22 protein-coding genes are annotated in these 24,300 nt (G+C 68.8%); 10 read left to right on the top strand and 12 right to left on the bottom strand.

The window, feature by feature from the left end:
- Positions 1 to 2 precede the first annotated feature (2 nt).
- The 6 genes from CAP40_RS02935 to CAP40_RS02915 form a co-directional block, all read right to left on the bottom strand.
- Complete coding sequence (locus CAP40_RS02935) at positions 3 to 1,829, bottom strand: ABC transporter ATP-binding protein/permease (RefSeq protein ID WP_256923989.1); 1,827 nt, start codon at positions 1,827 to 1,829, stop codon at positions 3 to 5.
- 123 nt (positions 1,830 to 1,952) lie between these two features.
- Positions 1,953 to 2,897, bottom strand: coding sequence for a phytoene/squalene synthase family protein (locus tag CAP40_RS02930; RefSeq protein ID WP_086127842.1), 945 nt, complete (start codon positions 2,895 to 2,897; stop codon positions 1,953 to 1,955).
- Complete coding sequence (locus tag CAP40_RS02925) at positions 2,894 to 3,475, bottom strand: TIGR00730 family Rossman fold protein (RefSeq protein WP_086127841.1); 582 nt, start codon at positions 3,473 to 3,475, stop codon at positions 2,894 to 2,896. The genes CAP40_RS02930 and CAP40_RS02925 overlap by 4 nt, the downstream gene beginning before the upstream one ends.
- 64 nt (positions 3,476 to 3,539) lie before the next feature.
- Positions 3,540 to 5,018, bottom strand: a complete 1,479-nt coding sequence (locus CAP40_RS02920; RefSeq protein ID WP_179187866.1) for a phytoene desaturase — start codon at positions 5,016 to 5,018, stop codon at positions 3,540 to 3,542.
- The gene (crtY, locus tag CAP40_RS20110; RefSeq protein ID WP_144034207.1) at positions 5,015 to 6,178 is read right to left on the bottom strand and encodes a lycopene beta-cyclase CrtY; all 1,164 of its coding nucleotides are present in this window, start codon (positions 6,176 to 6,178) and stop codon (positions 5,015 to 5,017) included. The genes CAP40_RS02920 and crtY overlap by 4 nt, the downstream gene beginning before the upstream one ends.
- Positions 6,179 to 6,300: 122 nt before the next feature.
- On the bottom strand, positions 6,301 to 6,915 hold the full coding sequence (locus tag CAP40_RS02915; protein WP_086127840.1) for a glutathione binding-like protein: 615 nt from the start codon (positions 6,913 to 6,915) through the stop codon (positions 6,301 to 6,303).
- 60 nt (positions 6,916 to 6,975) lie between these two features.
- On the opposite strand from CAP40_RS02915, the gene CAP40_RS02910 reads away from it, so the two are divergent.
- Both CAP40_RS02910 and CAP40_RS02905 read left to right on the top strand, forming a co-directional pair.
- Positions 6,976 to 7,614, top strand: a complete 639-nt coding sequence (locus CAP40_RS02910; protein WP_179187864.1) for a TetR/AcrR family transcriptional regulator — start codon at positions 6,976 to 6,978, stop codon at positions 7,612 to 7,614.
- Between the two features lie 122 nt (positions 7,615 to 7,736).
- Positions 7,737 to 8,192, top strand: coding sequence for a hypothetical protein (locus CAP40_RS02905; RefSeq protein ID WP_144034206.1), 456 nt, complete (start codon positions 7,737 to 7,739; stop codon positions 8,190 to 8,192).
- On the opposite strand, the gene CAP40_RS02900 is transcribed toward CAP40_RS02905, so the two are convergent.
- The 4 genes from CAP40_RS02900 to tldD form a co-directional block, all read right to left on the bottom strand.
- On the bottom strand, positions 8,176 to 8,394 hold the full coding sequence (locus CAP40_RS02900) for a DUF2007 domain-containing protein (protein ID WP_086127837.1): 219 nt from the start codon (positions 8,392 to 8,394) through the stop codon (positions 8,176 to 8,178). The genes CAP40_RS02905 and CAP40_RS02900 overlap by 17 nt on opposite strands.
- Entirely contained in the window at positions 8,394 to 8,519 is a 126-nt protein-coding gene (locus tag CAP40_RS20695; RefSeq protein WP_256923988.1) for a hypothetical protein, read from the bottom strand. The genes CAP40_RS02900 and CAP40_RS20695 overlap by 1 nt, the downstream gene beginning before the upstream one ends.
- An 8-nt stretch (positions 8,520 to 8,527) precedes the next feature.
- Positions 8,528 to 9,460 carry a DUF5996 family protein gene (locus CAP40_RS02895; protein WP_086127836.1) on the bottom strand — a complete coding sequence of 311 codons (933 nt, stop codon included), beginning with the start codon at positions 9,458 to 9,460 and terminating at the stop codon, positions 8,528 to 8,530.
- Between the two features lie 63 nt (positions 9,461 to 9,523).
- The gene (gene tldD, locus CAP40_RS02890; RefSeq protein WP_086127835.1) at positions 9,524 to 10,945 is read right to left on the bottom strand and encodes a metalloprotease TldD; all 1,422 of its coding nucleotides are present in this window, start codon (positions 10,943 to 10,945) and stop codon (positions 9,524 to 9,526) included.
- An 80-nt stretch (positions 10,946 to 11,025) separates the two neighbouring features.
- Between tldD and CAP40_RS02885 the strand changes: the two genes are divergently transcribed.
- The gene (locus tag CAP40_RS02885; RefSeq protein WP_179187862.1) at positions 11,026 to 12,096 is read left to right on the top strand and encodes a sensor histidine kinase; all 1,071 of its coding nucleotides are present in this window, start codon (positions 11,026 to 11,028) and stop codon (positions 12,094 to 12,096) included.
- Here the strand turns inward: CAP40_RS02885 and CAP40_RS02880 are convergent.
- Positions 12,093 to 12,326: a zinc-finger domain-containing protein gene (locus tag CAP40_RS02880; RefSeq protein WP_086127833.1), complete on the bottom strand. Its 234-nt coding sequence runs from the start codon at positions 12,324 to 12,326 to the stop codon at positions 12,093 to 12,095. The two genes, CAP40_RS02885 and CAP40_RS02880, sit on opposite strands and share 4 nt — an antisense overlap.
- Positions 12,327 to 12,424: 98 nt before the next feature.
- On the opposite strand from CAP40_RS02880, the gene CAP40_RS02875 reads away from it, so the two are divergent.
- Together CAP40_RS02875 and CAP40_RS02870 are read left to right on the top strand one after the other, a co-directional pair.
- Positions 12,425 to 13,519 carry a sensor histidine kinase gene (locus CAP40_RS02875; RefSeq protein ID WP_086127832.1) on the top strand — a complete coding sequence of 365 codons (1,095 nt, stop codon included), beginning with the start codon at positions 12,425 to 12,427 and terminating at the stop codon, positions 13,517 to 13,519.
- Positions 13,520 to 13,567: 48 nt separating this feature from the next.
- Entirely contained in the window at positions 13,568 to 14,491 is a 924-nt protein-coding gene (locus CAP40_RS02870) for an ABC transporter ATP-binding protein (RefSeq protein WP_086128418.1), read from the top strand.
- 12 nt (positions 14,492 to 14,503) lie between these two features.
- On the opposite strand, the gene CAP40_RS02865 is transcribed toward CAP40_RS02870, so the two are convergent.
- Positions 14,504 to 15,409, bottom strand: a complete 906-nt coding sequence (locus CAP40_RS02865) for a PHB depolymerase family esterase (RefSeq protein ID WP_256923986.1) — start codon at positions 15,407 to 15,409, stop codon at positions 14,504 to 14,506.
- A 78-nt stretch (positions 15,410 to 15,487) separates the two neighbouring features.
- Here CAP40_RS02865 and nadB point away from each other — a divergent pair, with 78 nt between their 5' ends.
- From nadB to CAP40_RS02840, 5 genes are all read left to right on the top strand, one after another.
- Complete coding sequence (nadB, locus tag CAP40_RS02860; RefSeq protein WP_086127830.1) at positions 15,488 to 17,092, top strand: L-aspartate oxidase; 1,605 nt, start codon at positions 15,488 to 15,490, stop codon at positions 17,090 to 17,092.
- Positions 17,089 to 18,522 carry a hypothetical protein gene (locus CAP40_RS02855; protein ID WP_256924035.1) on the top strand — a complete coding sequence of 478 codons (1,434 nt, stop codon included), beginning with the start codon at positions 17,089 to 17,091 and terminating at the stop codon, positions 18,520 to 18,522. Before nadB ends, CAP40_RS02855 begins: the two co-directional genes overlap by 4 nt.
- 163 nt (positions 18,523 to 18,685) lie before the next feature.
- Positions 18,686 to 19,807, top strand: a complete 1,122-nt coding sequence (locus CAP40_RS02850; RefSeq protein ID WP_256923985.1) for a serine hydrolase — start codon at positions 18,686 to 18,688, stop codon at positions 19,805 to 19,807.
- Between the two features lie 183 nt (positions 19,808 to 19,990).
- The gene (gene polA, locus CAP40_RS02845) at positions 19,991 to 22,759 is read left to right on the top strand and encodes a DNA polymerase I (protein ID WP_086127828.1); all 2,769 of its coding nucleotides are present in this window, start codon (positions 19,991 to 19,993) and stop codon (positions 22,757 to 22,759) included.
- Positions 22,756 to 24,282 (top strand): lipopolysaccharide biosynthesis protein, encoded by a 1,527-nt coding sequence (locus CAP40_RS02840; protein WP_086127827.1) that lies wholly within the window; start codon positions 22,756 to 22,758, stop codon positions 24,280 to 24,282. The genes polA and CAP40_RS02840 overlap by 4 nt, the downstream gene beginning before the upstream one ends.
- The last annotated feature ends 18 nt before the right edge of the window (positions 24,283 to 24,300 follow it).

The following is a 24,300-nucleotide window of genomic DNA, read 5'->3' as shown; positions in this document are numbered from 1 at the left end:
TCCTATTCGGCGGGGACTTCCTCTCCGCCTTCGGCCGCGCGCTCCTGCGCCTGCCGCGCCCACATCTCGGCATAGAGACCGTTCTTGCGCAAGAGCCAGGCGTGCGTGCCCTGCTCGGCGACGCGGCCGGACTCCAGCACGATGATCCGGTCGGCATGAACCACCGTCGAGAGCCGATGGGCGATGACGATGGTCGTGCGGCCGTGCTCGATCGCCTCCAGCGTCGCCTGGATGTCCGCCTCGGTCCGGCTGTCGAGCGCGCTGGTCGCTTCGTCGAGGATCAGGATCGGCGGGTTCTTGACCAGCGTGCGCGCGATGGCGACGCGCTGCTTCTCGCCGCCCGAGAGCTTGAGCCCGCGCTCGCCGACCCGGGTATCGAAACCGGCGGGCAGCGACTGGATGAAGCCGGCGATCGCGGCCCCCCGCGCCGCCGCCGCGATCTCGTCGTCGCTCGCGCCTTCGCGGCCATAGGCGATATTGTAGCCGATCGTGTCGTTGAACAGCACCGTGTCCTGCGGGACGATGCCGATGCTCCCGCGCAGCGACGCCTGGGTCACGTCGCGTATGTCCCAATCGTCGATGGTGATGCGACCGCCGGTGACGTCGTAGAAACGGTACATCAGCCGCGCCAGCGTCGACTTGCCCGCGCCCGAGGGGCCGACCACCGCGACGGTGGCGCCGGCCGGAATGTCGAGATCGATGCCCTTCAATATCTCGCGGTCCGGGTCATAGCCGAAATGCACGTCCTCGAACCGGACATGGCCGCGCGTGACGACGAGCGTCGCGGCGTTCGGCGCATCGCGCACCTCGGCATGCGCGTCGAGCAGGTCGAACATGCTGCCCATGTCGATCACGCCTTGCCTTATGGTGCGATAGACCCAGCCGAGCATGTCGAGCGGGCGGAACAGCTGCGACAGCAGCGTCGAGACCAGCACCACGTCGCCCGCGGTGAACTTGCCGCTGCTCCAGCCGAACACCACCAGCGCCATGCCCGCGCCGAGCATGAAGTTGGTGATCAGCGCCTGGCCGATGTTGAGCCAGGCAAGGCTGTTCTCGCTGGTGGTCGCGGCGCGGGCATAGGCTGTGACGGCATTCTCGTAGCGCCGCGCCTCGCGGGCCTCGGCATTGAAATATTTCACCGTCTCGAAATTGAGCAGCGAATCGACCGCGTGCGCGACGGCGCCGGTATCGAGGTCGTTCATCTTCTCGCGCAGCTTGGAGCGCCAGTCGGTCACCCAGCGCGTGAAGGCGATGTAGAGCACCACCATCGCCATGGTGCCGGCGACCAGCCACACCCCGTAGCGCGTCCAGAAAATGCCCACGACCAGCGCGAGCTCGAGGATCGTGGGCGCGATGTTGAACAGCAGGAAATAGAGCATCGTGTCGATGCTCTTGGTGCCGCGTTCCACCACCTTGGTGATCGCGCCGGTTCGGCGCTCGAGATGGAAGCGCAGGCTCAGCTGATGCAGGTGGCGGAACACATCGGCCGCCAGGCGGCGCGTTGCGTCCTGCCCCACCTTCTCGAACACGGCGTTGCGCAGATTGTCGAAGAGGACGGTGCCGAAGCGCGCGGCGGCATAGCCGGCGACCAGCGCCACGACGAGCCACACCGCATCGCGCGAGCCGCCCGCCATCCGATCGATCGCACCCTGCAGCGCGAAGGGCGCGCCATAGACCTGGACCAGCTTGGACACGACCACCAGGCCGAGCGCGACGACGATGCGCACGCGCAGGCCCGGCGCATCCCTGGGCCACAGATAGGGGAGGAAACGCCGCAGCGTGGCCAGCATCGGGCGCTCGCCGGCGGGTGCATCGGGATTGGAAGCCATCGCCGCCAAATCTGGGGCGCTCGGCGCCGGGATGCAACTTTTGGCTATCGGCCCCGGAAAGGGGAGCGCGATCGACCGGGGCTCCGGGGAGCGGACGGCAAGGGTCGTGATCGAGTACGGACCCTAGCGAGGGCGCGTCCAGAGCGCGGGATCGCGCTGCACGGCGGGATAGAGATCCCGGCGGCGCAGCGCCTGCCACCCGGCGCGGGCGATCCAGCCGATCTTCTCGACGCCGGAAGTGGCGGCGCGGCGATCCCAGGCCTGCTCGCCGCGCTCGGCGACCTTCTTCGCGATATCGCCATAGATGCCGGCGGCGGCGAGCACCGCCCAGGCGGAGCGAAAGCCGAGCGCCGGCGTGCCGCCCCGGGCACTCTCGGCATGATCCGCCGCGCGCTTCGTGAGCCGGCCGGCGAGAATGGCGAGGCGCGGGCGAAAGGGCGGCTTCATGTGCTGCCCGGGCGGGATGTCCATCTCGGCCAGCCAGTCCTGGGGCAGGTAGCAGCGCCCCATCCGGTCGTCGGCCTTGATATCGCGCGCGATATTGGCGAGCTGGAAAGCGATGCCGAGGTCGCAGGCGCGGTCAAGCGTCGCCTCATCCTCGGGCGAGACGCCCATGATCACCGCCATCAGGCAGCCAACGGCACCGGCGACATGATAGGCATAGCGATACAGGTCGTCCTCGTGCCGCGGCATCCACTCCGCCGCATCGAGCGCGAAGCCCTCGACCACGTCCCGGACGAATCGGTGCGGCAGCTTCGCCTCGGCGGCGACGATGCGCAACGCATCGAAGGCGGGATCGCCCACCCGCTCCCCGGCGAGCGCCGCCTCGGTCAGCAGCCGGATGCGCGCCAGGCCGGCCCGGGCATCCGCCGCGCGCGCTTCGCCGCCATGATCCTGCCCGTCGGCAAGGTCGTCGCAGGCGCGGCACCAGGCATAGAGCAGCCAGGCCCGCTCGCGCGTCCCGCGCTCGAACAGCCGGCTGGCGGCCGCAAAGCTTCTCGAGCCCCGCGCGATCGCTTCCTGCGCGGTCGCGACGATCGCGGCGCGCGCAGGAAGCAGGGAACTCACAGATCGCCGCGCCGCATCTGGACGATCGTCTCGACTGGCTTGGCCCCGACCATCTTGTCGAGCAGCCCCTCGAGCGTGCCGTCGACGATCAGCATGTTCTGGTGCTGCGGCCGGACGAAGCCGACCTGGCCCATATGCTGCCAGAACTCCACGAGCTTGTCGTAATAGCCGGCGATGTTGAGCAGGCCGACCGGATCGGTGTGATAGCCGAGCTGGGCCCAGCTGAGCGCTTCCCACAGCTCGTCCATCGTGCCGGTGCCGCCCGGCAGGTTGATGAAGCCGTCCGCGATGTCGGTGAAGCGCGCCTTGCGCTCGTGCATGGTGGCGACGACGTGGAGCTCGGTGCAACCGCGATGCGCGACTTCGGCATTGACCAGCAGCTCGGGGATCACGCCGATCACTTCGCCGCCGGCTTCCAGCGCCGCATCGGCGACCGCGCCCATCAGGCCGAGCCGGCCGCCGCCATAGACGATGCCGATATCGCGCTGCGCCAGCGTGCGGCCGACATGGCGCGCGGCCTCGATATAGACGGGGTCGGCCGGCGTGGCCGAACCGCAATACACTGCGACACGCTTCATTTGATCTTCCCGATAGCCATGATCCGCCTCGCCTTCGGCCAGAATGCGCGCCGGGGCAAGCCGCTCACTTGCCGTCGCCCAGCATCAGTGCCGCGGTCGCCTTCGCGCTGCCGACCACGCCGGGAATGCCGGCACCGGGATGCGTGCCGGCGCCGACGAAGAACAGGTTGTGGATCGCATCGTCGCGATTATGGGTGCGGAACCAGGCGCTCTGGGTGAGGATCGGCTCGAGGCTGAAGGCCGAGCCCAGATGCGCGCCGAGATCGTCGCGGAAGTCGGGCGGCGCATAGCTGAACTTCGTGACGATCCGGTCCTTGAGGTCGGGAATCAGCCGGCGCTGGATCTCGGCGAGGATACGTTCCTCCAGGATCGGGGCGATCTCGCGCCAGTCCGCCGGGAACTTGCCGAGATGCGGCACCGGGACGAGCGCGTAGAAGGTCGCATGGCCGGCGGGCGCCATGGTGGGATCGCTCGCGCTCGGATGATGGAGATAGAGCGAGAAATCCTCGCTCAGCACGCCGTGATCGAAGATGTCGGCGAGCAGGCCCTGATAGCGGGGCCCGAACAGCACCGAATGGTGGGCGATGTCGGGAAAGGTCCCCCGCACGCCGAAATGAACGAGGAACAGCGACGGCGAGAAGCGCTTGCGCACCAGCGCCTGCGCCGCGCGCTGGCTGGAGCGCGAGCCCTTCAGCAGGTCGCGATAGCCGTGGACCACGTCCGCATTGCAGGCGAGCGCATCGACCTGCAGCTCCCGGCCGCTCGCCGTGCGCACCCCGGTGACGAGGTCGCCCAGCGTGTCGATCCCGGTCACCGGATCGCCGAGCCGCAGCACGCCGCCCAGCCGCTCGAAATGGCGGACCATCCCGGCGACGAGCCGGTTGGTGCCACCCTCCGCCCACCAGACCCCGCTCTGGCGCTCGAGCTGGTGGATCAGCGCGTAGATCGCGCTCGCGGTCATCGGATTTCCGCCGACCAGCAGCGTGTGGAAGGAAAAGGCCTGGCGCAGCTTCTCGTTGCGGATGAAGCTCGCCACCTTGGCATAGACCGAGCGCCAGGCGCCGTACTTGGCGAGCGCGGGCGCGGCGCGGACCATCGCCATGACGTCCTGGAACGCGACATGGCCGAGCCTCACATAGCCTTCCTCGTACACGCCGGCGGCATATTCGAGGAAGCGGCCATATCCGGCGACGTCCTGCGGCTCCAGCCGCGCGATCTCGGCGGCGAGCTGGTGATCGTCATTGGAATAGTCGAAGCGCGTGCCGTCGGGCCAGGACAGGCGATAGAAGGGCGTGACCGGCTTCAGCTTCACATCGGCCGCCATGTCGTGCCCGGAAAGCTGCCAGAGCTCGCGCAGCGCCTCGGGAGCGGTGATCACGGTGGGCCCGGCGTCGAAGGTGAAGCCGTCCCTTTCCCAGAAATAGGCGCGCCCGCCCGGCTTGTCGCGCGCCTCCAGCACCATGGTCTCGACGCCCGCCGACTGCAGCCGGATCGCGAGCGCCAGCCCGCCGATCCCCGCGCCGACCACCACGGCCCGCTTCACCGGAACGACTCCCGGATCGCCGAGACCGCGCGGCCGACCGGCACCGGCGGCTTGCCGGACACCAGGCGCAGGCGATCGAACAGGGTGGAATGCCCCGCATAGAAACGCCCGATCAGCTGCGGATCGAGCCGGTAGAAGCGCTGGAGGATGCGGTAGCGCTCCGTGGGTTCGGCGGCCTTGAACAACATGGCGGCGAGCATGCGGTAGAAATGGCGGCGGCGCCATGTCGATCGGGCGAAATCGTGCAGCAGGCGATGCAGCGCCGCACCGCCCAGATCGCTTGCCGCGGCGACGAGCGTGGCGGTCCGCACCGCATCCGGCAGCGCATAGCTGGTGAGCGGATGGAACAGGCCGGCCCGCCCGCCCGCCTTGGCGACCTTGTTGCCGCCCGCCTGCCAATAGGCTTCGAAGTCGCCCCCCATCACCACGGGCAGCGCCCCGCTCTCCTCGCGCACCACATGATCGACCTGCCAGCCCTGCGCATCGGCATAGGCGGCGATCCGCATGCCGAGCAGCGCGGGGTCGAGGTCCGGCGTGTCGCTGTAATAAGTGTCCTCGACGAACGCACAGGTGGGGCTGAACGGCAGCGCATAGACGAAGCGATAGCCGTCGAGCTGCTCGACGGTCGCATCCATCAGCTTCGGCCGCGCCAGGCCGTGCGCCTCGGCCAGCGCCAGCTCGCGGCCGTGGAATTTCTGCCAGCCGCAGTGCAGCGCCGCGAGGTCGGCGGGGCCGCGGCAATCGATCACGCCCTTCGCCTCGATCCGGTCGCCATCGGAAAGGACGACCGCGGTGGGACTGGCGGCGAGCACCTTGCGCCGGGTCATCACCGCATGCGCGGGCAGCTCGGCACGGACGACCTGGTCGAGCCGGCGCGACTCGATCGAATAATAGCCGGTGCGCAGGGTCCGCGAGACCGCCGGAAAGGCGACGTCGTAGCTCGTCCAGCCATGGCCGATCAGCGGCGCGGTGAGCCAGCGATCGGCCGGCGCGACATCGGTGGCGAAGAAGGACCAGAGATGATTGCCGCCGATCCGGCTCCCGCCCTCGACGATGCGCACATCGCAATCCGGGCGCTTCCGGCGCAGCGCGAGCGCGATCAGCCCGCCGGCAAGACCCCCGCCGACAATCGCCACGTCGCAGTTGATCGTTGCGGGCATGGCACAGGCCTAACCCAGCGATTCGCGCGATTCCAATAAAAATGCCCCTCCCGCGCAGGCGGAAGGGGCAGGTGTGGCGGGAGCGACCGCGATGCGGCCACGCCCGGAGCTCGGGAGAAGGGTCAGGCGGCCTGGAGCAGGGGCCATTCGGCAGCCATCGCCCGCGCCACCGCCGGGCGGGCGCGGATGCGCTCGCGATAGGCCGCCAGCACCGGCCATTCGGCGATCGGCACCTTCGAATATTCGCACCAGTTGAGCACCGCGAGCAGATAGGCGTCGGCGACGGTGAAGCGATCGTCGAGATACTCCCGGCCCTCGAGATGCTTCGACAGCACGGCGAAGGGCCGGGCATGGCGGGCCCGGGCGGCATCCTGCTCGGCCACGCCATAGCCCTTGCCGAGGATCGGCATGAACACCGCCTTGTGCAGTTCGGTGCTGACGAAGTTCAGCCAGGCGAGCATCCGATAATGCGCGTCGGAAAAGCCGGTGAAGCTGAGCGAACCCTCCGGTGCCAGCTCGGCGATATAGGTGAGCACCGCCGGCCCCTCGGTGAGGACGAAGCCGGTGCCGGTCTCGATCGCGGGAACATAGCCCATCGGCGATATCTCGGTGAAATCGCGTCCGTCGGGCAGGCGCAGGTCCCTGGGCACCTGGACATATTCCGCATCGAGCCCGGCTTCCTCGAGCGCGATGCGCGCGGCGAGCGAACAGGCGAAAGGGGTGAAATAGAGCTTCATCGCGAGTCTCCCTTGATTTTTGTACAATCCCGCACAAAAATGGGGGCGTCAAGGAATTTAATGCGAAACGATACAAAAATGGCGCCGCGCGGGCGGGGACGGCCGCGCAAGTTCGACGAGGAAGCGGCGCTGCGCGCCGCGCTCCAGCGCTTTCGCACGCTCGGCTATTCCAACACCTCGCTCGACGAGCTGGCGGCGGCGACGGGCGTGAACCGGCCGAGCCTCTATGCGACGTTCGGCGACAAGAAGGCGCTGTACCTTGCCGGCCTGGCCCGCACCCATGCCGTGGTCGATTCGACCTTCGCCGCGCTTCATGCGGTGCATTATCCGCCGGAGAAGATGCTCAAGGCCCTGTTCCTCGGCGCGATCGAGGGCTTCCTGACCGGCGAATATGGCCCCTCGGGCTGTATCGCGGTCAATACCGCGGCAGCCGAGGCGGTTACCGATCCGGATATTCGCGCGGCGCTGGCCGCATTCGTGACGCTGCAGGACGGATGGATCGAGCGGCTGATGGCGCAGGCGGGAAGTGCCGACCCGCGCGGCGACGCGCAGATCGCCTCTTCGGTGATCCATTCGCTGAGCACCCGCGCCCGGGCCGGCACCCCGCGCGCCGATCTGATCGCGATCGCGAAGAAAGCAACGGCCTTGCTGCTGGCCGAATCAAATACTCTTCGGGATCCCGCCAGCGAAACTAAATAGCTTTATTATCAATCCGCAATCGAACGGGCTGCATTGCATGTCCATTTCGGCGGCGAACCTGTTTGACTTCCAGTAGAAGCGGCGCAGCATCTCCACACCACGACTCATGGGGAGAAATGGACATGCAGCCTTTATCTTGGCCGTCACTGGCCCTCGTTGCGATGCTCGCCGCCGGCTATACGGCATATGATGCCAGGGAGGCATCGCTTCCCGCCGCCGCGGACGCTTCGGCCGTGCCGGCCAATGCCTGTGTGCGAGTCAAGACGACGGGCTGGAAGGCATGGCTCGACAAGATGCCGGGGCCCGGTTCCACCCCGACGCTTCATGTGGTCGGAAAGGCGACCACGCCCACGGCCGGCTGGAAGCTGGCGCTCAACCGCGGCATCCTCGACAAGGCCCTGCCGCCCACCCAGCGCTTCGATTTCGTCGCGACCGCGCCGACCGGCCCGGTGCCGCAAGTCGTGACGACGCAGGAGGTGAAGGCCGAGATCAAGCACGCGCTGCCGAAATACCGGGCCGTCACGATCTTCTGCGACGGCAAGGAAATCGCGACGATGCCCGTCAAGATCGTGACCTGAGCCGAGCGGCGTCGAGGATCGCGCGCGCCCGCGCCAGATCCTCCTCGTCCACCATCACGCGCACCGGGATCAGCAGGTAGGAGCCATCGGCGATGCTGGTCCCGGCGTCGAACACGAAGCTGGGGATGTCCTCGTCCTCCAGCCGGCCCTGGACGATGAAGGCCTCCTGCCGGTCGTACCGGCCCAATTCGACGAGCGGCATCAACCGGGCTCCTGGGTGGGATTGCGGACGGGCAGCCCGTCGATGCTATGCGCGCGCACCGCATACCCGGCGGGCGCCTCGCGCGCGATGACGACCCGCTGATCGTCGAAGAGCGACCGGGCCATGCCGCCTTCTATACCTGGCGCGGGCGGCGGGGGACGCCCGGCACGCATTCGAGGCCGGCGCGATCCCAATGGCCGAGATCGGCAACGGCATCATAGCTCGCCTGGAGGAAATCGCGCAGCAATGCCTGCGGGTCCTCCGCGGAACGCACCGCATCATAGTCGAGCAGCCACTCGCCGAGACCGGCGTCGTAATAGGCGGGCGCCGGAATCCTCGCCTCGGCATAGCCGGCGGGTGCCGGATAGCCATAGGCGTAGAAGGCGGCTTTCGGGAACGCATCGTTCCCGGGCCAGAAGCCGGCGCTCGCCTCTTCATGGCTATAGGCTTCGCAGGTCACCGCGTCGGGCAGGCCGGCAATGCCCCCCGGATGCAACGGCGCCGTCCGCCCGGAAAAGCGAGTCACCGCCAGATCGAAGCTGCCCCAGAAGAAATGCACCGGGCTCGCCTTGCCGAGAAAGCCGGTGCGGAACTGCTGGAAGCCACGATCGATCCAGAGCAGCGCGCGGTGGAAATCGCGCACCGCCTCGCCGTGCCAGGGCCGGGATTCGACGTCCCGCGCGAAGGGGACGGCGCCCGGGATCTCGCTCGGCACCCCGTTGAACGTCACCGGCGTGCCGAGCGCGGCGAGCGCGCCGGCCAGCGCCGCGTGGAAATCGGCGATGCTGCCCGGGCCGAGCGGCAGGCTGGCCTCGCTCCCGCCATCGGTGGCGAGAAGAAGCGCACCGGCCTGCAGATCGAGATCGAGCTGGAGCGTCGCCTCCGCACAGGGGATCGGGCCGGTGGTGAGGCCGCGCGCCGTCGGATAGAGCGCCACGTGCCAGCCATGGTTGAGCCAGGGCGTCCGCGCGAGGCGGATCTTGCCGACCATCTGGGTGATCAGGTGCAGATGCTGCGCGGTCTCGCGCCAGCCGGACCAGTCGAGTGGGGGCAACGCCTGGGTCATGCCCCCGACCCTATCCGATCGGCCCGGCGAACAACAGCTTCAGCCCATGGAAGCCGGCCGATCTCACGCCGCGGTGCCGCCCACCGTCAGCCCCTCGACCAGCAGGGTCGGCTGGCCGACGCCGGCCGGCACGCTCTGCCCGCCCTTGCCGCACATGCCGACGCCTTCGTCGAGCGCGAAGTCGTTGCCGATGCCGGTGACGCGGGTGAGCACCGAGGGGCCGTCGCCGATCAGCGTCGCGCCCTTGATCGGGGCACCCAGCTTGCCGTCCTCGATCTTGTACGCCTCGGTGCAGGAGAAGACGAACTTGCCCGAGACGATGTCGACCTGCCCGCCGCCGAACGACTTGGCGTAGATGCCCTTCTTCACACGGCTCAGCAGCTCGGCGGGATCGTCCTGGCCACCCTTCATGAAGGTATTGGTCATGCGCGGCATCGGGGCATGCTGGAAGGATTCGCGGCGGCCGTTTCCGGTGGGATCGACGCCCATCAGCCGGGCATTGAGCCGGTCCTGCATATAGCCCTTGAGGATGCCGTCCTCGATCAGGACGGTCTCGCGCGTGGGCGTGCCTTCGTCGTCGATCGACAGCGATCCGCGGCGGTCCATGATCGAACCGTCATCGACCACGGTGACGCCCGGCGCCGCGACCCGCTCGCCGATCCGGCCCGAAAAGGCCGAAGTGCCCTTGCGGTTGAAATCGCCCTCGAGCCCATGGCCCACCGCCTCGTGGAGCAGCACGCCGGGCCAGCCCGGGCCGCACAGCACGGTCATGTCGCCCGCCGGTGCATCCACCGCATCGAGATTGACCAGCGCCTGGGCCAGCGCCTCGTTGATCGCGCGGTTCCAGGTCTCCGGCCGGAAGAGATTGTCGTAGAGGGTACGGCCGCCCAGCCCGAAGCTGCCGGTCTCGCGGCGGCCGTTCTGCTCGACCACGATCGACACGTTGAGGCGGACCAGCGGGCGGACGTCGGTGGCGACGAAGCCGTCGGGCCGGACGATCTCGACCACGCTCCACGAGCCGGTGAGCCCGACCGACACCTGCGCCACCCGCGGATCGCGGGCGCGCGCGGCGGCGTCGATCGACTGGCACAGATTCACCTTGTCGGCGAAAGGCACCAGGTCGAGCGGATCGGCATGGGTATAGAGATGGCGGTTGTTGCCCTGGGGCGGCGGCGCCTTGCCCCGTTGCGACGGATCGATCAGCGCCATCGTCTCGGCGGCGCGGCGAATCGCCGCGGGCGAGATCTCGTTGGCATGGGCGAACGCCGTCGTCTCGCCCGACACGGCGCGCAGGCCGAAGCCCGATTGCGTGTCGAACGAAGCGGTCTTCAGCCGGCCGTCGTCGAAGCCGAACGCCTCGGTCTTGCGATACTGGAGATAAAGCTCGCCATCCTCCGCGCTGCGAAGCGCCTCGGCAGTGAGCTTCGCCGCGGCCTCGGGATCGAAGCCGTCGCGATAGAGGAAGTTGCGTGGATCGCTGTACATGCCCCAGATATAGGCGCACCGCCGACGGACGCCATATGGCTTTGCGCCGGTATCTGCCACGACCCCAGTTCCGGATGCGCATGCCCAGGCTCGACTTCCAGATTCCCCCGCCACGCCAGGCCGTCCAGCTCGGCGCGATCCTGTGGATCGGCATCGCGGCGATCTTGCTGCCGAGCCTGGCCGCCGCCGACCAGCTCCGCGGCGCCGAATGGGTGGCGCAGACCGGCGTGATGCTCTCCGGCGCGGCGCTGACCGTGACCGTCTATCTCGGCCTCTCCGCCAGCAACGGAAAGCCGCTCTGGCTGGGTGCCGCGATCGGCCTGACCGCGCTGGCGGGCGCGGCGGTGATCCAGGCTGCGAGCGATTTCGGCATCCAGGCGTTCGTCCACGGCCTGCTCCCCACGCGCCTTTCCACCCATTCGCCCGAAGAGACGCTGATCGTCCGGATCATCTATTTCCTGATCTATGCCTGTGCCGGCGCCGTCTTCGTGGTGACCGGCGTGCTCCAGCGGATCCGCAGCCGCGAGCGCGAGCTGGCCCGCGCCGAGATCGCCCGGCTCCGCGCCGAGCTCATGCTGTTGCGGCTCCAGCTCAACCCGCATTTCCTGTACAATTCGCTGAACGCCTTTTCGGGGCTGATCGCGCTCGGCCGGGCGGACGAGGCCAATCGGCTGGCGGAAGGCCTGGCCGAGTTCCTCCACGCGGCGATGGACCTGGACGGCTCCGAAGTGCCGCTGGCGCGCGAACTGGAGCTGATCGAATGCTATCTCGATCTGGAACGGGCGCGCTTCGGCGAACGGCTGACGGTGGCGACCGATGCGCCGGGCGCGCTGGGTGCCGCGCTGGTTCCGGGCTTCCTGCTCCAGCCCCTGGTGGAGAATGCGATCAAGCACGGCGTCGAGGCGAGCCCCGGCGCGGCGAGCCTTCGCATCGCGGCGGCCAGGGCAGGCGCGCAATTGGTGCTGACGGTGGAGAACCGGTCGGCGGCACCGGCCACGGCGCCGTCCCGGCCTGGCCGGGGCATCGGCCTGGCCAATACGCGGGCGCGGCTGGAGATGCTGTTCGCCGGCGAAGCGTCGCTGGAAACCGGTGCCGTCACCGGCGGGTTCCGGGCGGCGGTGCGGCTGCCGCTGAAGCTGGCGGGAAGCTAGATGCTCGCGCCGGCCGGATGATCGGGCAGCCGGCTCTGGTCGGCGCCGTCGGCCGGGCCGCCGATCAGCACGAAGCGGCGATCGCAATAACCGCAATCGACATAGCCATGCTCGTCGATCTGCAGGAACACACGCGGATGGCCCAGGGCAGCGGGCAAGCCGGGGCCGGTGCCGTCACAGGCGACGCGGGCGGAAGCGGTGCGGATGGTCTCGGGCAGGGGCGCAGTCATGAGTCCGCCGATAGCAAGCGCGGTCGCGTCCCGCAACGCGTGCGCGCGATTCCGTGCCGCTTGCCTATCGGCGCCGTGTGTTAGTATCCTGTCACGCCATGACGAACCGGTTCGACATCGTGCCGCCCACTCCGAAACAGGCGGCCCAGCTCACGGCCGTGATGTGGGGCGCGGTATGTTCGGTGATCGTGCCGGGCCAGCTTCTCGCGGGTCAGGTGGCGGGCCTGGGCGAGCTGATGGCGCTGATCTGGGGAACGACCAGCGCGATCCTGCTGACCGTGCTGCTTTACGCGATGCTGCGATGGGCGGTCGGCAAGCGGCTGGTGCTCGTAATCCCCCTGGGGGTAGCGGGGCTGTTCCTTACCGCCATGCTCCAGACCGCGGCGGATTATGGCGGGCAGTTCGTGATTCACGAATTCCTGCCGACGCGCATCCCCGATCATTCCAGCCAGGCGCTGCTCGTCGTCAACATGATCTACATGATGATCGACGCCTGCAACCTGTCGCTGTTCGTCATCACCGGGACGATCCGCGAGATCCGGCTGCGCGAGCGCGAACTGGCCGAGGCCAGGGTGGCGCAGCTCGAGACCGAGCTCACGATGCTGCGCCTGCAACTCAATCCGCACTTCCTGTGCAATTCGCTCAACGTCGTCTCCAGCCTGATCGTGACCGGGCGCACCAGCGAGGCGAACCAGATGACCGAGGGCCTCGCCAATTTCCTCCAGGCGTCGATGGACATCGAGACCCAGAGCCTGCCGCTTGCCGAGGAACTGGAAACGGTGGAGCGCTATCTCGAGATCGAGGGCGCGCGCTTCGGCGAGCGGCTGGAAATCATCGTCGACATCGCCGCCGGGCTCGGTGGCGCGCCGGTGCCGAGCTTCCTGCTCCAGCCCCTGGTGGAGAATGCCGTCAAGCACGGCGTCGAGACGGTGGCGGGCAGGAGCGAGATCGCGATACGCGCCCGCCGCGAGGACGACATGCTCGTGCTGACGGTGGAGAATCGCTGGGAGGGGGAGAATGCCCCCCAGGGCCGGCGCGACGGCCATGGCATCGGCCTGGCCAACACGCGCTCGCGGCTCGAGATGGTCTATGCCGACACCGCCTCGCTCGAAGGCGGGCCGATCGACCAGGGTTATCGGGCGACGATCCGGCTGCCCATCCCCGCTACCGACGGGCTGCGCGACGCCGCCTGACGCCGCCGGGCCTTTGCCCGGCCGCCGCAACGCGATATGCGCGGGCGCATGACTCAGGCTGCGATCGCGATCCAGGATCTCTCCAAGACCTATCAGGGCGGCAAGCGCGCGCTCGACGGGGTGACCTTCGACGTGCCGCGCGGGCAGATATTCGGGCTGCTCGGCCCGAACGGCGCCGGCAAGTCGACGCTGATCAACATCCTGGCGGGGCTGGTCAACAAGACCGGCGGCAAGGTCTCGATCTGGGGTTTCGACATCGACGCGCATCCGCGCAACGCCAAGGCCAGCATCGGCATCGTCAACCAGGAGATCATCTTCGATCCCTTCTTCACGCCCAAGGAGACGCTGGAGATCCAGGCCGGGCTCTACGGCGTGGCCAGGGACCGGTTCGATGCGATGGAGCTGCTGCGCGCGGTCCATCTGGAGGACAAGGCCGATGCCTATTCGCGCACGCTGTCGGGGGGCATGAAGCGCCGGCTGATGGTGGCCAAGGCGATGGTGCATTCGCCGCCGGTGCTGGTGCTCGACGAGCCGACCGCGGGCGTGGACGTCGAGCTTCGCCAGCAGCTCTGGGCCTATGTCCGCCAGCTCAACCAGCGCGGGGTCACGGTGGTGCTGACCACCCATTATCTCGAGGAAGCCGAGCAGCTGTGCGACCGGATCGCGATCATCAACCACGGCAAGCTGATCGCCAACAAGCCGACGCGCGAACTGGTGGGGATGGCGCAGGAAAAGATAGTGGAGGTTACCGTCGACCGCGACGTGGCGACGCCGCCGGCCAATGCGTGCTTCCAGAAGGTGGAGATGAAGGGCGCGCGGACGCTAGTCATCACCTATCGCAAGGATCAGGCGAATGCCGGCGAAGTGCTGGGCGCGGTGCAGGGCGCCGGCCTGGGCATCGTCGACGTCTCGACGCGCGAGGCGGACTTGGAGGACGTGTTCCTCAACCTCACCCGGGCGGCGAACGGCTAGGGCGGACCCGGCTCAGCGCAGGCGGTGCCTGGCGAAGAAAGCCCACATCGCGTCATTGTCCGCCGCCCAGACATGGCCCGCGCCGCGCGTGATCCGGCCGGCCACCTCGGCGCCGGCGCGGCAATCCGAATAGCGCACCTCATATAGCTGCGGATCCAGATCGCGCTGCGCCGGGCCGGCGCGGCAGCCGTCCAGGTCCGACCAGCGGGCAAGGGCCATCGCCATCGTATATTGCCAGTAACCGGCGCCGCCGCCCTGGATCGGGTTGGTCCTGTCCGCATCTCCGGCGAAGGCGATCACCGGCATCGGCCGGGCGGGCCGGCAGGTGGCGGGATCGGGGACGCGCCGGTCGCTCGCCAGCGGGTTGCCGGCGCGCAGGCCCACCACCGGCGCGATCGCCGCGAAGCGATCGGCGGCGACGCAGCCGAGCCAGCTGCTCATCCGCCCCCCGCCCGAAAGGCCGGTGGCGTATACGCGCGTCCGGTCGGCGCAGCGATTGGCCGCCAGCCAGTCGATCACGCCCTTCAGGAACGCGACGTCGTCGGCATCCCCCGGACCGGGAATCCTGCCGGTGACGGTGGGAACGCCCGGGATGTTCCAGACGAAACCCGGCTGCACCGGGATGCCGGCATCGGGCGCGACGACGATGAAGCCGTGACGATCGGCGGCGGCGGCGAGCTTCGAATTCTCCAATATCCTCTCCCCGGTGCCGTTGCTGCCATGGAGCAGCAGGACCAGGGGCGCCGGGCGCGCGCGCGAAAAGCCGGCGGGCAGATGCAGCATCGCCGAACGCCCCGTCCCGCCCACCGCCACGCGCACCGTCTCGCCGGGCGCGCCCAGGGTGCACCCGGCGGCGGCCGGCGCAGCCCAGAGTGCCGCCAGCGCGGCCATCGCGAAACCCAGGCTTTGGCGGCGCATATCTCTCTCCCGTTGCCAGCACCCCTGCCTAGCGCCTAGTCCGGACGGGAACCAGCGGAAGAGACATCCAGCGAAGACATGGCGAACGATCCCCATAGCAGCGACATCCTCGTCATCGGATCGGGCGCGGCGGGGCTCACCGCGGCGCTCAACCTCGCCCAGCGCTTCAAGGTGACGGTGCTCGCCAAGGGCGGCTTCGCGGAAGGGTCGACCGCCTGGGCGCAGGGCGGCATCGCCGCGGTGCTCGAACCGGGCGACACGTTCGAGAGCCATATCGAGGACACGATGATCGCCGGCGCCGGCCTCAACGACCGCGCGACGGTAGAGATGGTGGTGGAGAACGCCCCCGCCGCGATCGCCCGGCTGGCGGAGATCGGCGTGCCCTTCAACACCGAGGGCGGCACGCTCCACCTCACGCGCGAGGGTGGGCACAGCCATCGCCGCATCGTCCATGTCGACGACGCGACCGGCCTGGCGGTGCAGACCGCGCTGCTCAAGGCGGCCCAGGCCAATCCCAACATCACCCTGGTGCCCGACATGGTGGTGATCGACCTCGCCACCAGCCGGCACGAGGAACGCTATTCGGGGGCGGGCAACGTCTGGGGCGTCTATGCCTTCAACCGGCGGACCAACCGGGTGGAACTGTTCACCGCGCGCGCCACCGTGCTGGCGACCGGCGGCGCGGGGCGCACCTATCTCTTCTCCACCGCGCCGCGCGGCGCCACCGGCGACGGCATCGCCATGGCCTGGCGCGCGGGCTGCCGCATCTCGAACATGGAGATGATGCAGTTCCACCCGACCTGCCTCTACAATCTCGAGGTCAAGAACTTCCTGATCACCGAGGCGGTGCGCGGCGAAGGCGGGCGGCTGCTCCTGCCGCCGGATGCCGGCGAGGAGGCGGGCCGCCGCTTCATGCCCGATCTCGATCCCCGCGCCGAGCTGGCCCCGCGCGACATCGTGGCGCGCGCGATCGACCATGAGATCAAGCGGCTCGGCCTCGACTATGTCCATCTCGACATAAGTCACATGGGCCCCGAGTTCGTGAAGCATCACTTCCCGACCATCCATGCCCGGCTGCTCGACCTCGACATCGACATGACGCGGGAGCCGATCCCCGTCGTCCCCGCCCAGCATTATACCTGTGGCGGCGTGGTGATCGATCGCGACGGGCGCACCGACCTGCCCAATCTCTATGCCGCCGGCGAGGTCAGCCAGTCGGGGCTGCACGGCGCCAATCGCCTGGCGTCCAATTCGCTGCTCGAATGCTTCGTGTTCGGCGAGGCGGTGGCCAGCCACATCACCGCGCATTGGGGCGCGCTTGCCCCGCCCCCCGCCATCCGCCCCTGGGACGAGAGCCGCGTCACCGATTCCGACGAGGAAGTGGTGATCAAGCAGAACTGGACCGAGATCCGCCGCTTCATGTGGAACTATGTCGGCATCGTGCGCACCACCAAGCGGCTCGAGCGCGCGGCGCACCGGATCAAGATGCTGCGCGAGGAAGTGGCGGACTATTACGGCCATTTCCGCGTGACGCCCGACCTGATCGAGCTCAGGAACCTGCTCGAGAGCGCCGACCTGATCGTCCGCTCCGCGCTCCACCGCAAGGAGAGCCGCGGCCTCCATTACACGCTCGACTATCCCGAGACGCTGCCGGTGGCGGTCGACACGGTGCTGGTGCCCTGAGCGGCCGACGGATCTTCTGGGGCGCGATCGCCCTGGCGGCGGCGCTGCGCATCGTCGCTTCGATTCCCTTCGCGGTCGGCTGGTTCGACGAGATCTGGCAGTATCTGGAGCCGGCCTGGCACCTGGTCGCCGGCCCCTGGGTGCAGACCTGGGACTATCGCGAAGGCCTGCGCAGCTGGCTGATCCCCGAGCTGCTCGCCCTGCCCATGGGGCTGGGACGCGCGCTTTCGCCCGACACCATGCTCCACCTGCTGCTGGTGCGGCTGGCGCTCGCGGCGCTTTCGCTGGCGATCGTGGGAAGCGCCGTGGCGCTGGGGCTGCGGCTCTCGCGGCTGCACGGGCTCGTGGCGGGGTTCGTCGCGGCGACCTGGTTCGAGCTGGTCTATTTCGCCCCGCGCGCGCTTTCCGAGCCGATCGGGCTCGCCCTGCTGATGGGCGCGATCTGGCTGCTGGTCGCGCGCGAGCGGCCGGGGCCGCGCCAGTTCGCGGTCGCCGGGCTGCTGATGGGGCTCTGCTTCGTCGCGCGCATCCAATACGCCCCCGCCCTGCTCACCCTGGCGATCCTCACCGCGCGGCGGGACTGGCGCAGCGCCTGGCTGCCCATGATCGCGGGCGGCTGCGCGGCGCTGGCGATCGATGCGGCAGCCAACCTCGCCATGGGCGCCACGCCCTTCCGCTGGATGATCGAGGCGGCGCGGATCAACCTGCTGGAAGGGCGCGCCCGCGCTTATGGCGAGCTGCCCCTCACCGGCTATTTCTCGCTGATCGCCTGGTATTGGTATCTCGCAACCGCCCCGATCCTGCTGCTCGCCTGGATCGGGGCGAAGCGCTACCCGGTGCTGCTCTGGGTGGCGCTGGTGCATCTCGGTTTCCACTCGCTGATCGGGCACAAGGAATATCGCTTCGTGCTGGCGAGCACCGCGCTGCTGGTGATCCTGGCCGCGATCGGCAGCGCCGAACTGCTCCGCCGCCTGCCGCGCCGCCGGCTGGCGCTGGCGACCGCGGGAACGCTCGCCCTGTGGGGCGCGGCTTCGGCGGCGCTGGCGGCGGGGCATTTCCGCCCCAACTGGTCGCTGGAGGCCGATCTCGCCGCCGCGCTCGAACGGGCGGGCCGGCCGCCCGGAACCTGCGGCCTCGCGCTCTATCGCCCGCGCGACACCGTGGCGGGCGCCTATGCGCTCTATCGCCGCGACACGCCGATCTATGTGGTGCGGACGCCGGCGGAAGCCGCGCGCCACCTGCAAGCCTTTGACGTGGTAGTGGCGCCGCGCGCCCATGTCGCGGAGCTGCCGAAACACTATCGGCTCGAGGCCTGCGCCACGCCCGGCCTCACCGAAGCGCCGGGCTGCGTCCTGCGCCGCGCCGGCGGCTGCACCCCCGATCCCGCCGCGCCCGAGATCAACGCCTGGCTCCGCGCGAGCGGCAACTGAGCTCCGGTTTTCCTCCGGGTTTGGCCGAAAAATCGCGGCGCGTTTCCGCTGCGTTCACGCTTCACCGCTACAAGACTGGTATTCGTCGCAACCCGGCATGGCGCGGACTTTCCCGCGCAACACATCCGCCGCATGGTCGGAGACGGGCAAGGGGTCGTGTTAAGTGTTTAAGTTCGAGGACTTCTCGACGTTTCAGCGTGCAGTGACGATCGCGGGCCTCGGCCCGGCGATGCTGGTGGGTTGCACCGTGCACGGCGATCCGTCGCTCGCCACCTATCTGCCCGCCGCCTATGGCGTGAGCCTCGCCTTTCCCTGGGGCGATGCCAAGGCGAAGGCTTCGGCATGGCGGCCGACCGCCCCGGCGCCGCGCGCGCTCGACCAGGCGATCCGCGGCATCACCAACAATTTCGAAGGCCTTGTCGGCGTCGCGGTGACCAGCATCGACGATGGCTGGATCGTCGCCTCCAACGGCGAGCGGCCGATGCCGCAGCAGAGCGTGTCCAAGCTCTGGGTGGCGATGACGGTGCTCGACCAGGTCGACCAGGGCAGGATCCGCCTCGAGGACCCGATCACGATCACCCGGGCCGATTTCACGCTGTTCCACCAGCCGGTCGCCGCGCTGGTGAAGGGCGATGCCGGCTATACCGCCAGCGTCGGCGAGATCATCCGCCGGGCGATGCAGATGAGCGACAACACCTGCAACGACAAGCTGCTGCGGCTGGTCGGCGGGCCCGACGCCGTCCGCACCTTCCTCGCGCGCAAGGGCATCACCGGCGTGCGTTTCGGCCCCGGCGAGAAGCTGCTCCAGGCCGGCACCGCGGGCCTGGCGTGGAAGCCCGAATATTCGATGGGCAACAGCTTCGCCGTCGCCCGCTCGCGCCTCTCGCCCGCCGTGCGCCTCGCGGCATTCGAATCCTATGTGAAGGATCCGCCCGACGGCGCCGCCGCCGCGGGCATCTCGGTGGCGCTCGCCCGGCTGAAGCGCGGCGAGCTGCTGTCGCCGACCGCGACCGCCTGGCTGCTCCAGACCATGGACGGGGCCAGGACCGGCCGCGCCCGCGTGCACGGCGCAGTGCCGCCGGGCTGGACCTATGGCCACAAGACCGGAACCGGCCAGGACCTGGGCGCGCGCACCGCCGGCTTCAACGATGTCGGCATCCTCACCGCGCCCGACGGCAAATCCTATGCGCTGGCGATCATGATCGGCGACACGCACCGCCCGGTGCGCGAGCGCCAGATGCTGATGCAGCAGGTGGCGCAGGCGATCGTGACCTATCGCGACTAGTCCGCGCGCAAGGGGCGGAATGCGCGGTCGCCCGATGCACGGCGGCCGCCGCCCGGCCCTGCCCCGCGGCACCCGCGAAATCGCTCCGGGACAGGAGGACAGGCCCGAAATCCTCTGCCATGGCGCAAACTGGCGCAAAGCGGGCTTTGTTCGGCGCACCGGCTCGGCTATCCCGGCGCGGCGATGCCCCATCTCTATCTCGTCGACGGCTCCGGCTATATCTTCCGCGCCTATCATCGGCTGCCACCGCTCACCAACAAGCATGGCGAGCCGGTGGGCGCCGTCTATGGCTATACGACCATGTTGTGGAAGCTGGTCGACGAGCTGAACAAGGCCGACGGCCCCACCCATATGGCGGTGGTGCTCGACAAGAGCGAGCACACCTTCCGCAACGAGCTGTACGACCAGTACAAGGCGCACCGCCCGCCCGCGCCCGAGGACCTGGTGCCCCAGTTCCCGATGATCCGCGACGCGACTCGCGCCTTCTCGCTGCCCTGTATCGAGGAAGCGGGCTGGGAAGCCGACGACCTGATCGCCAGCTATACCAAGGCGGCGCTGGCCCAGGGCTGGAGCGTGACCATCGTCAGCTCCGACAAGGACCTGATGCAGCTGATGACGGACCCGTCCGTCGACATGCTCGACACCATGAACAACCGGCGGCTGGGGCCGGAGAACACGATCGAGAAGTTCGGCGTGGGGCCCGACAAGCTGGGCGAGGTGCTGGCGCTGATGGGCGACAGCGTCGACAATGTCCCCGGCGTGCCGGGCGTGGGCCCCAAGACGGCCGCAAAGCTGATCCTCGAGCATGGCGATGTCGAGGCGGTGCTCGCCGCCGCGCCGGCGATGAAGGCCGGCAAGCTGCGCGACAATCTGATCGCGCATGCCGACATGGCCCGGCTCTCGCGCCAGCTGGTCGAGCTGGCCAGCGACGTGCCGCTGCCCGAGCCGCTCGAGGCCTTTGCGCTGCAGGGCATTCCGGACGCGCCGCTGCGCGCGTTCCTCGAGCATCACGGCTTCCGCACGCTGCTCAACCGGCTGTCGGCAGTGGCGGATGCGCCGGTCGAGACGCACGAGACGCCGGGGCTGGAGGAAGATCCGCCCTGCGATCACGACGGCTATGAGACCGTGGTGGACGAAGCCGTGCTCGACCAGTGGATCGCCCGGGCGCGGCACCAGGGCTGGGTGGCGGTCGACACCGAGACCACCGGGGTGGACGCCACCCGCGCCGAGCTGGTCGGCGTCTCGATGGCGCTGGCGCCGAACAAGGCCTGCTACATTCCCGTCGCCCATGGCGGCACCGACATGTTCGCCGAAAAGCCGGTGCAGATCGATCGCGCCGTGGCGATCGCGAAGCTGAAGCCGCTGCTCGAGGATCCCGCCGTCCTCAAGATCGGCCACAACCTCAAATACGACCTGATCGTGCTCGGCGGCTACGGCATCGAAGTCGCCCCTTATGACGACACGATCGTGATGAGCTTCGATCTCGATGCCGGCCTGCACGGGCACGGCATGGACGAGCTGGCCGCCACCCACCTCTCGCACAGCTGCATCGCCTATAAGGACGTGGTCGGCACGGGGAAGAACCAGCTCGGCTTCGGCCAGGTCGATCTCAAGGCCGCCACGCGCTACGCCGCCGAGGATGCGGACGTGACGCTGCGGCTGTGGCGCCGCTTCAAGCCGCGGCTCGCCTATGAGGGCTCGACCCGGGTCTATGAGATGGTCGACCGGCCGCTGGTCGGCGTGATCGCGGGCATGGAGCGTGCGGGCATCAAGGTGGACGCGCAGGTGCTCCACCGGCTCTCGACCGACTTCTCGCACCAGATCGCCGCGCTGGAGGAGGAGATCCACGGGCTGGCCGGCTTCAAGTTCACCATCGGCAGCCCCAAGCAGCTGGGCGACGTGCTGTTCGACAAGATGGGGATCAAAGGCGGCCGCAAGGGCAAGTCCGGCGTCTATTCCACCGACGTGAACGAGCTGGAGCGCATCGCGGCCGACAAGAATTCGCCCGAGAGCGAGCGGGGCCGCGAGATGGTGCTGAAAGTGCTCGACTGGCGCCAGCTGACCAAGCTCAAGTCCACCTATACCGATGCGCTCCAGGCCCAGATCAACCCGGCGACGGGGCGCGTCCACACCAGCTACAGCCTGACCGGCGCGCAGACCGGGCGGCTCTCCTCGACCGACCCCAACCTCCAGAACATCCCGATCCGCACCGAGACCGGCAGACAAATCCGGGACGCGTTCGTGGCGGAACCCGGCAATGTGATTCTCTCTGCCGACTATTCGCAGATCGAACTGCGCCTGGCCGCGCACATCGCCGACGTGCCTGCCCTGCGCGAGGCGTTCGAGCAGGGCGAGGACATCCACAACCGCACCGCGATGGAGCTGTTCGGCGAAGTGAACCGCGATACGCGCGGACGCGCCAAGACGATCAACTTCGCGATCCTCTACGGCATCTCGCGCTGGGGGCTGGCCGGCCGCCTCGACGTGACGCCCGAAGAGGCACAGGCGATGATCAACCGCTATTTCGAGCGCTTCCCGGGCATCAACCGCTATATCGCCGATACGCTGAACCTGGCCAAGGAGCGCGGCTACACCACGACCCTGTTCGGCCGGAAGACGCATTTCCCCCGCCTCAAGTCGTCCAATCCGAACGAGCGCGCCGGCAGCGAGCGCGCGGCGATCAACGCGCCGATCCAGGGCACCAGCGCCGACATCATCAAGCGGGCGATGGCGCGGATGGGCCCGGCGTTGCTCGAAGCGGGCCTGCCGAACGTCCGGATGCTGCTCCAAGTGCATGACGAACTGGTGTTCGAACTGCCGGAAGGCGATGTGGAGGCGGCCAGGCCGGTCATCCAGCGCGTGATGGCGACTGCCGCCGAGCCGGCGGTGAAGCTCAGCGTCCCGCTCGGCGTCGAGATCGGTGTGGGCCCGAGCTGGGGCGCCGCGCATTGAGCGAGACACTGACCGCGCCGGGGGGCGAGGACATCAACGCGCTCGCCCGGGGCGGGCGGACCAACATCCTCGGCTTCGTCCTGCGCCTCGCCGCGCGGCTGCCGTTCCTGTTCATCGCCGGCCGCGCCTATGGGCCGGACATCGTCGGCCGCTATGCGATCGCGGTGCTGGTGATCGAAGTCGCGGCGCTGCTCGCCACGCTCGGCCTCAAGCGCGGGCTGGCCCAGGCGCTGGCCGGCACCGATCGGCCGCATGCCCATGTCGTGTGGGATGCGATGGTGGTGGCGCTGATCGCCTCGCTGATCGCCAGCGGCGTGCTGATCCTCTTCCCCCAGGCGATGTTCCCCAACAGCCAGGTGACCGGGCTCGAGCCGTTGATCGCGCTGGTGGTGCTGTGCCCGGCGCTTTCCGACGTCGCGCTCTCGGCCTGCGCCTATCGCCACAATATCGGCGCGGCGGTGACCGCGCGGGCGATCATCGAGCCCTGGACGATCAGCATCGCCGCCTGGGCCTTTTCCTATGTCTCGGCGCGCGACGGGCTGATCTTCGCCTATGCGCTGTCGATGGTCGCGGCGCTCGCTGCCTCGATCGTGCCTTTCGTCAAGGAATATGGCCTGCCGCATGGCTGGCGGCCGCGGCCCAGCTCGATCTGGTGGCTCGCGCGCGCCAACGCGCCGCTCGCCGGCGCCGATGCGATCGAATGGGCGACGCGCAATGTCGACCGCTTCATTCTCGCGCTGCTGTTCAGCCCGGCCGTGGTGGGCATCTATTACATGGCGCAGCAGGTGGCGTCGGTGCCGCAGCGGCTCAAGTCCAGCTTCGATCCGATCCTTGGGCCGGTCGTCACCAAGGCGCTGGCCGAGGACGACCGGGCCGCGGTCGCCAAGCAGGTGCGCCAGGTCGGCTTCTGGGTGACGAGCGCGCAGGCGGCGCTGGCGGTGATGTTCTCGCTCCCCGCCGAGGGCGTGATGGGCCTGATCGGCAAGGAATTCGTGATCGGCGCCGGTGCGCTGTGCATCCTGCTCGTCGCCGAAGTGCTCGCCTCGACCGGCGCGGTCTGCGAGACCGGCCTGGTCTATATCGCCCGCCACAAGAACCTGGCGGTCTCGGTATGCGTGCTGCTGCTGCAGATCGTGCTGAGCTTCGTGTTCGTCTTCGTCGCGCGGGCACAGGGTTGGCCCGAGCCGGTCCAGGCGGCCGGGCCGGCGCTAGCGCTCGCCCTGTCGCTGACCATCGGATCGGCAGTGAAGGCCGCCCTGCTCTATCGCCTCACCGGCGCGCCGGTCGTCTCGATCCGTCCCAGCTTCTTCGCCGCGATCGCGATCGCCAGCCTGGTCGGCGGCGCCTTCGCCAGCCTGCCCAAACACTATGAATGGGCCGAGCTCAGCATCGGCATGCCGGCGATCCTGGTCACCTATCTGTTCGTGATCATCAAGTTCGGCTTCGGCCCGGAGGATCGGGCGCTGTTCCGCAAGATGCCGGCGGCCGGCGAGGCGACGCTGCCGACGGAAGGGAATCTCTAGCGCCCCTCCCTTCCCCGC

The sequence above is a fragment of the Sphingomonas sp. IBVSS2 genome, from assembly GCF_002127225.1.
Lineage (GTDB): Bacteria > Pseudomonadota > Alphaproteobacteria > Sphingomonadales > Sphingomonadaceae > Sphingomonas.
This window is presented reverse-complemented; position numbering and strand designations above follow the sequence as displayed.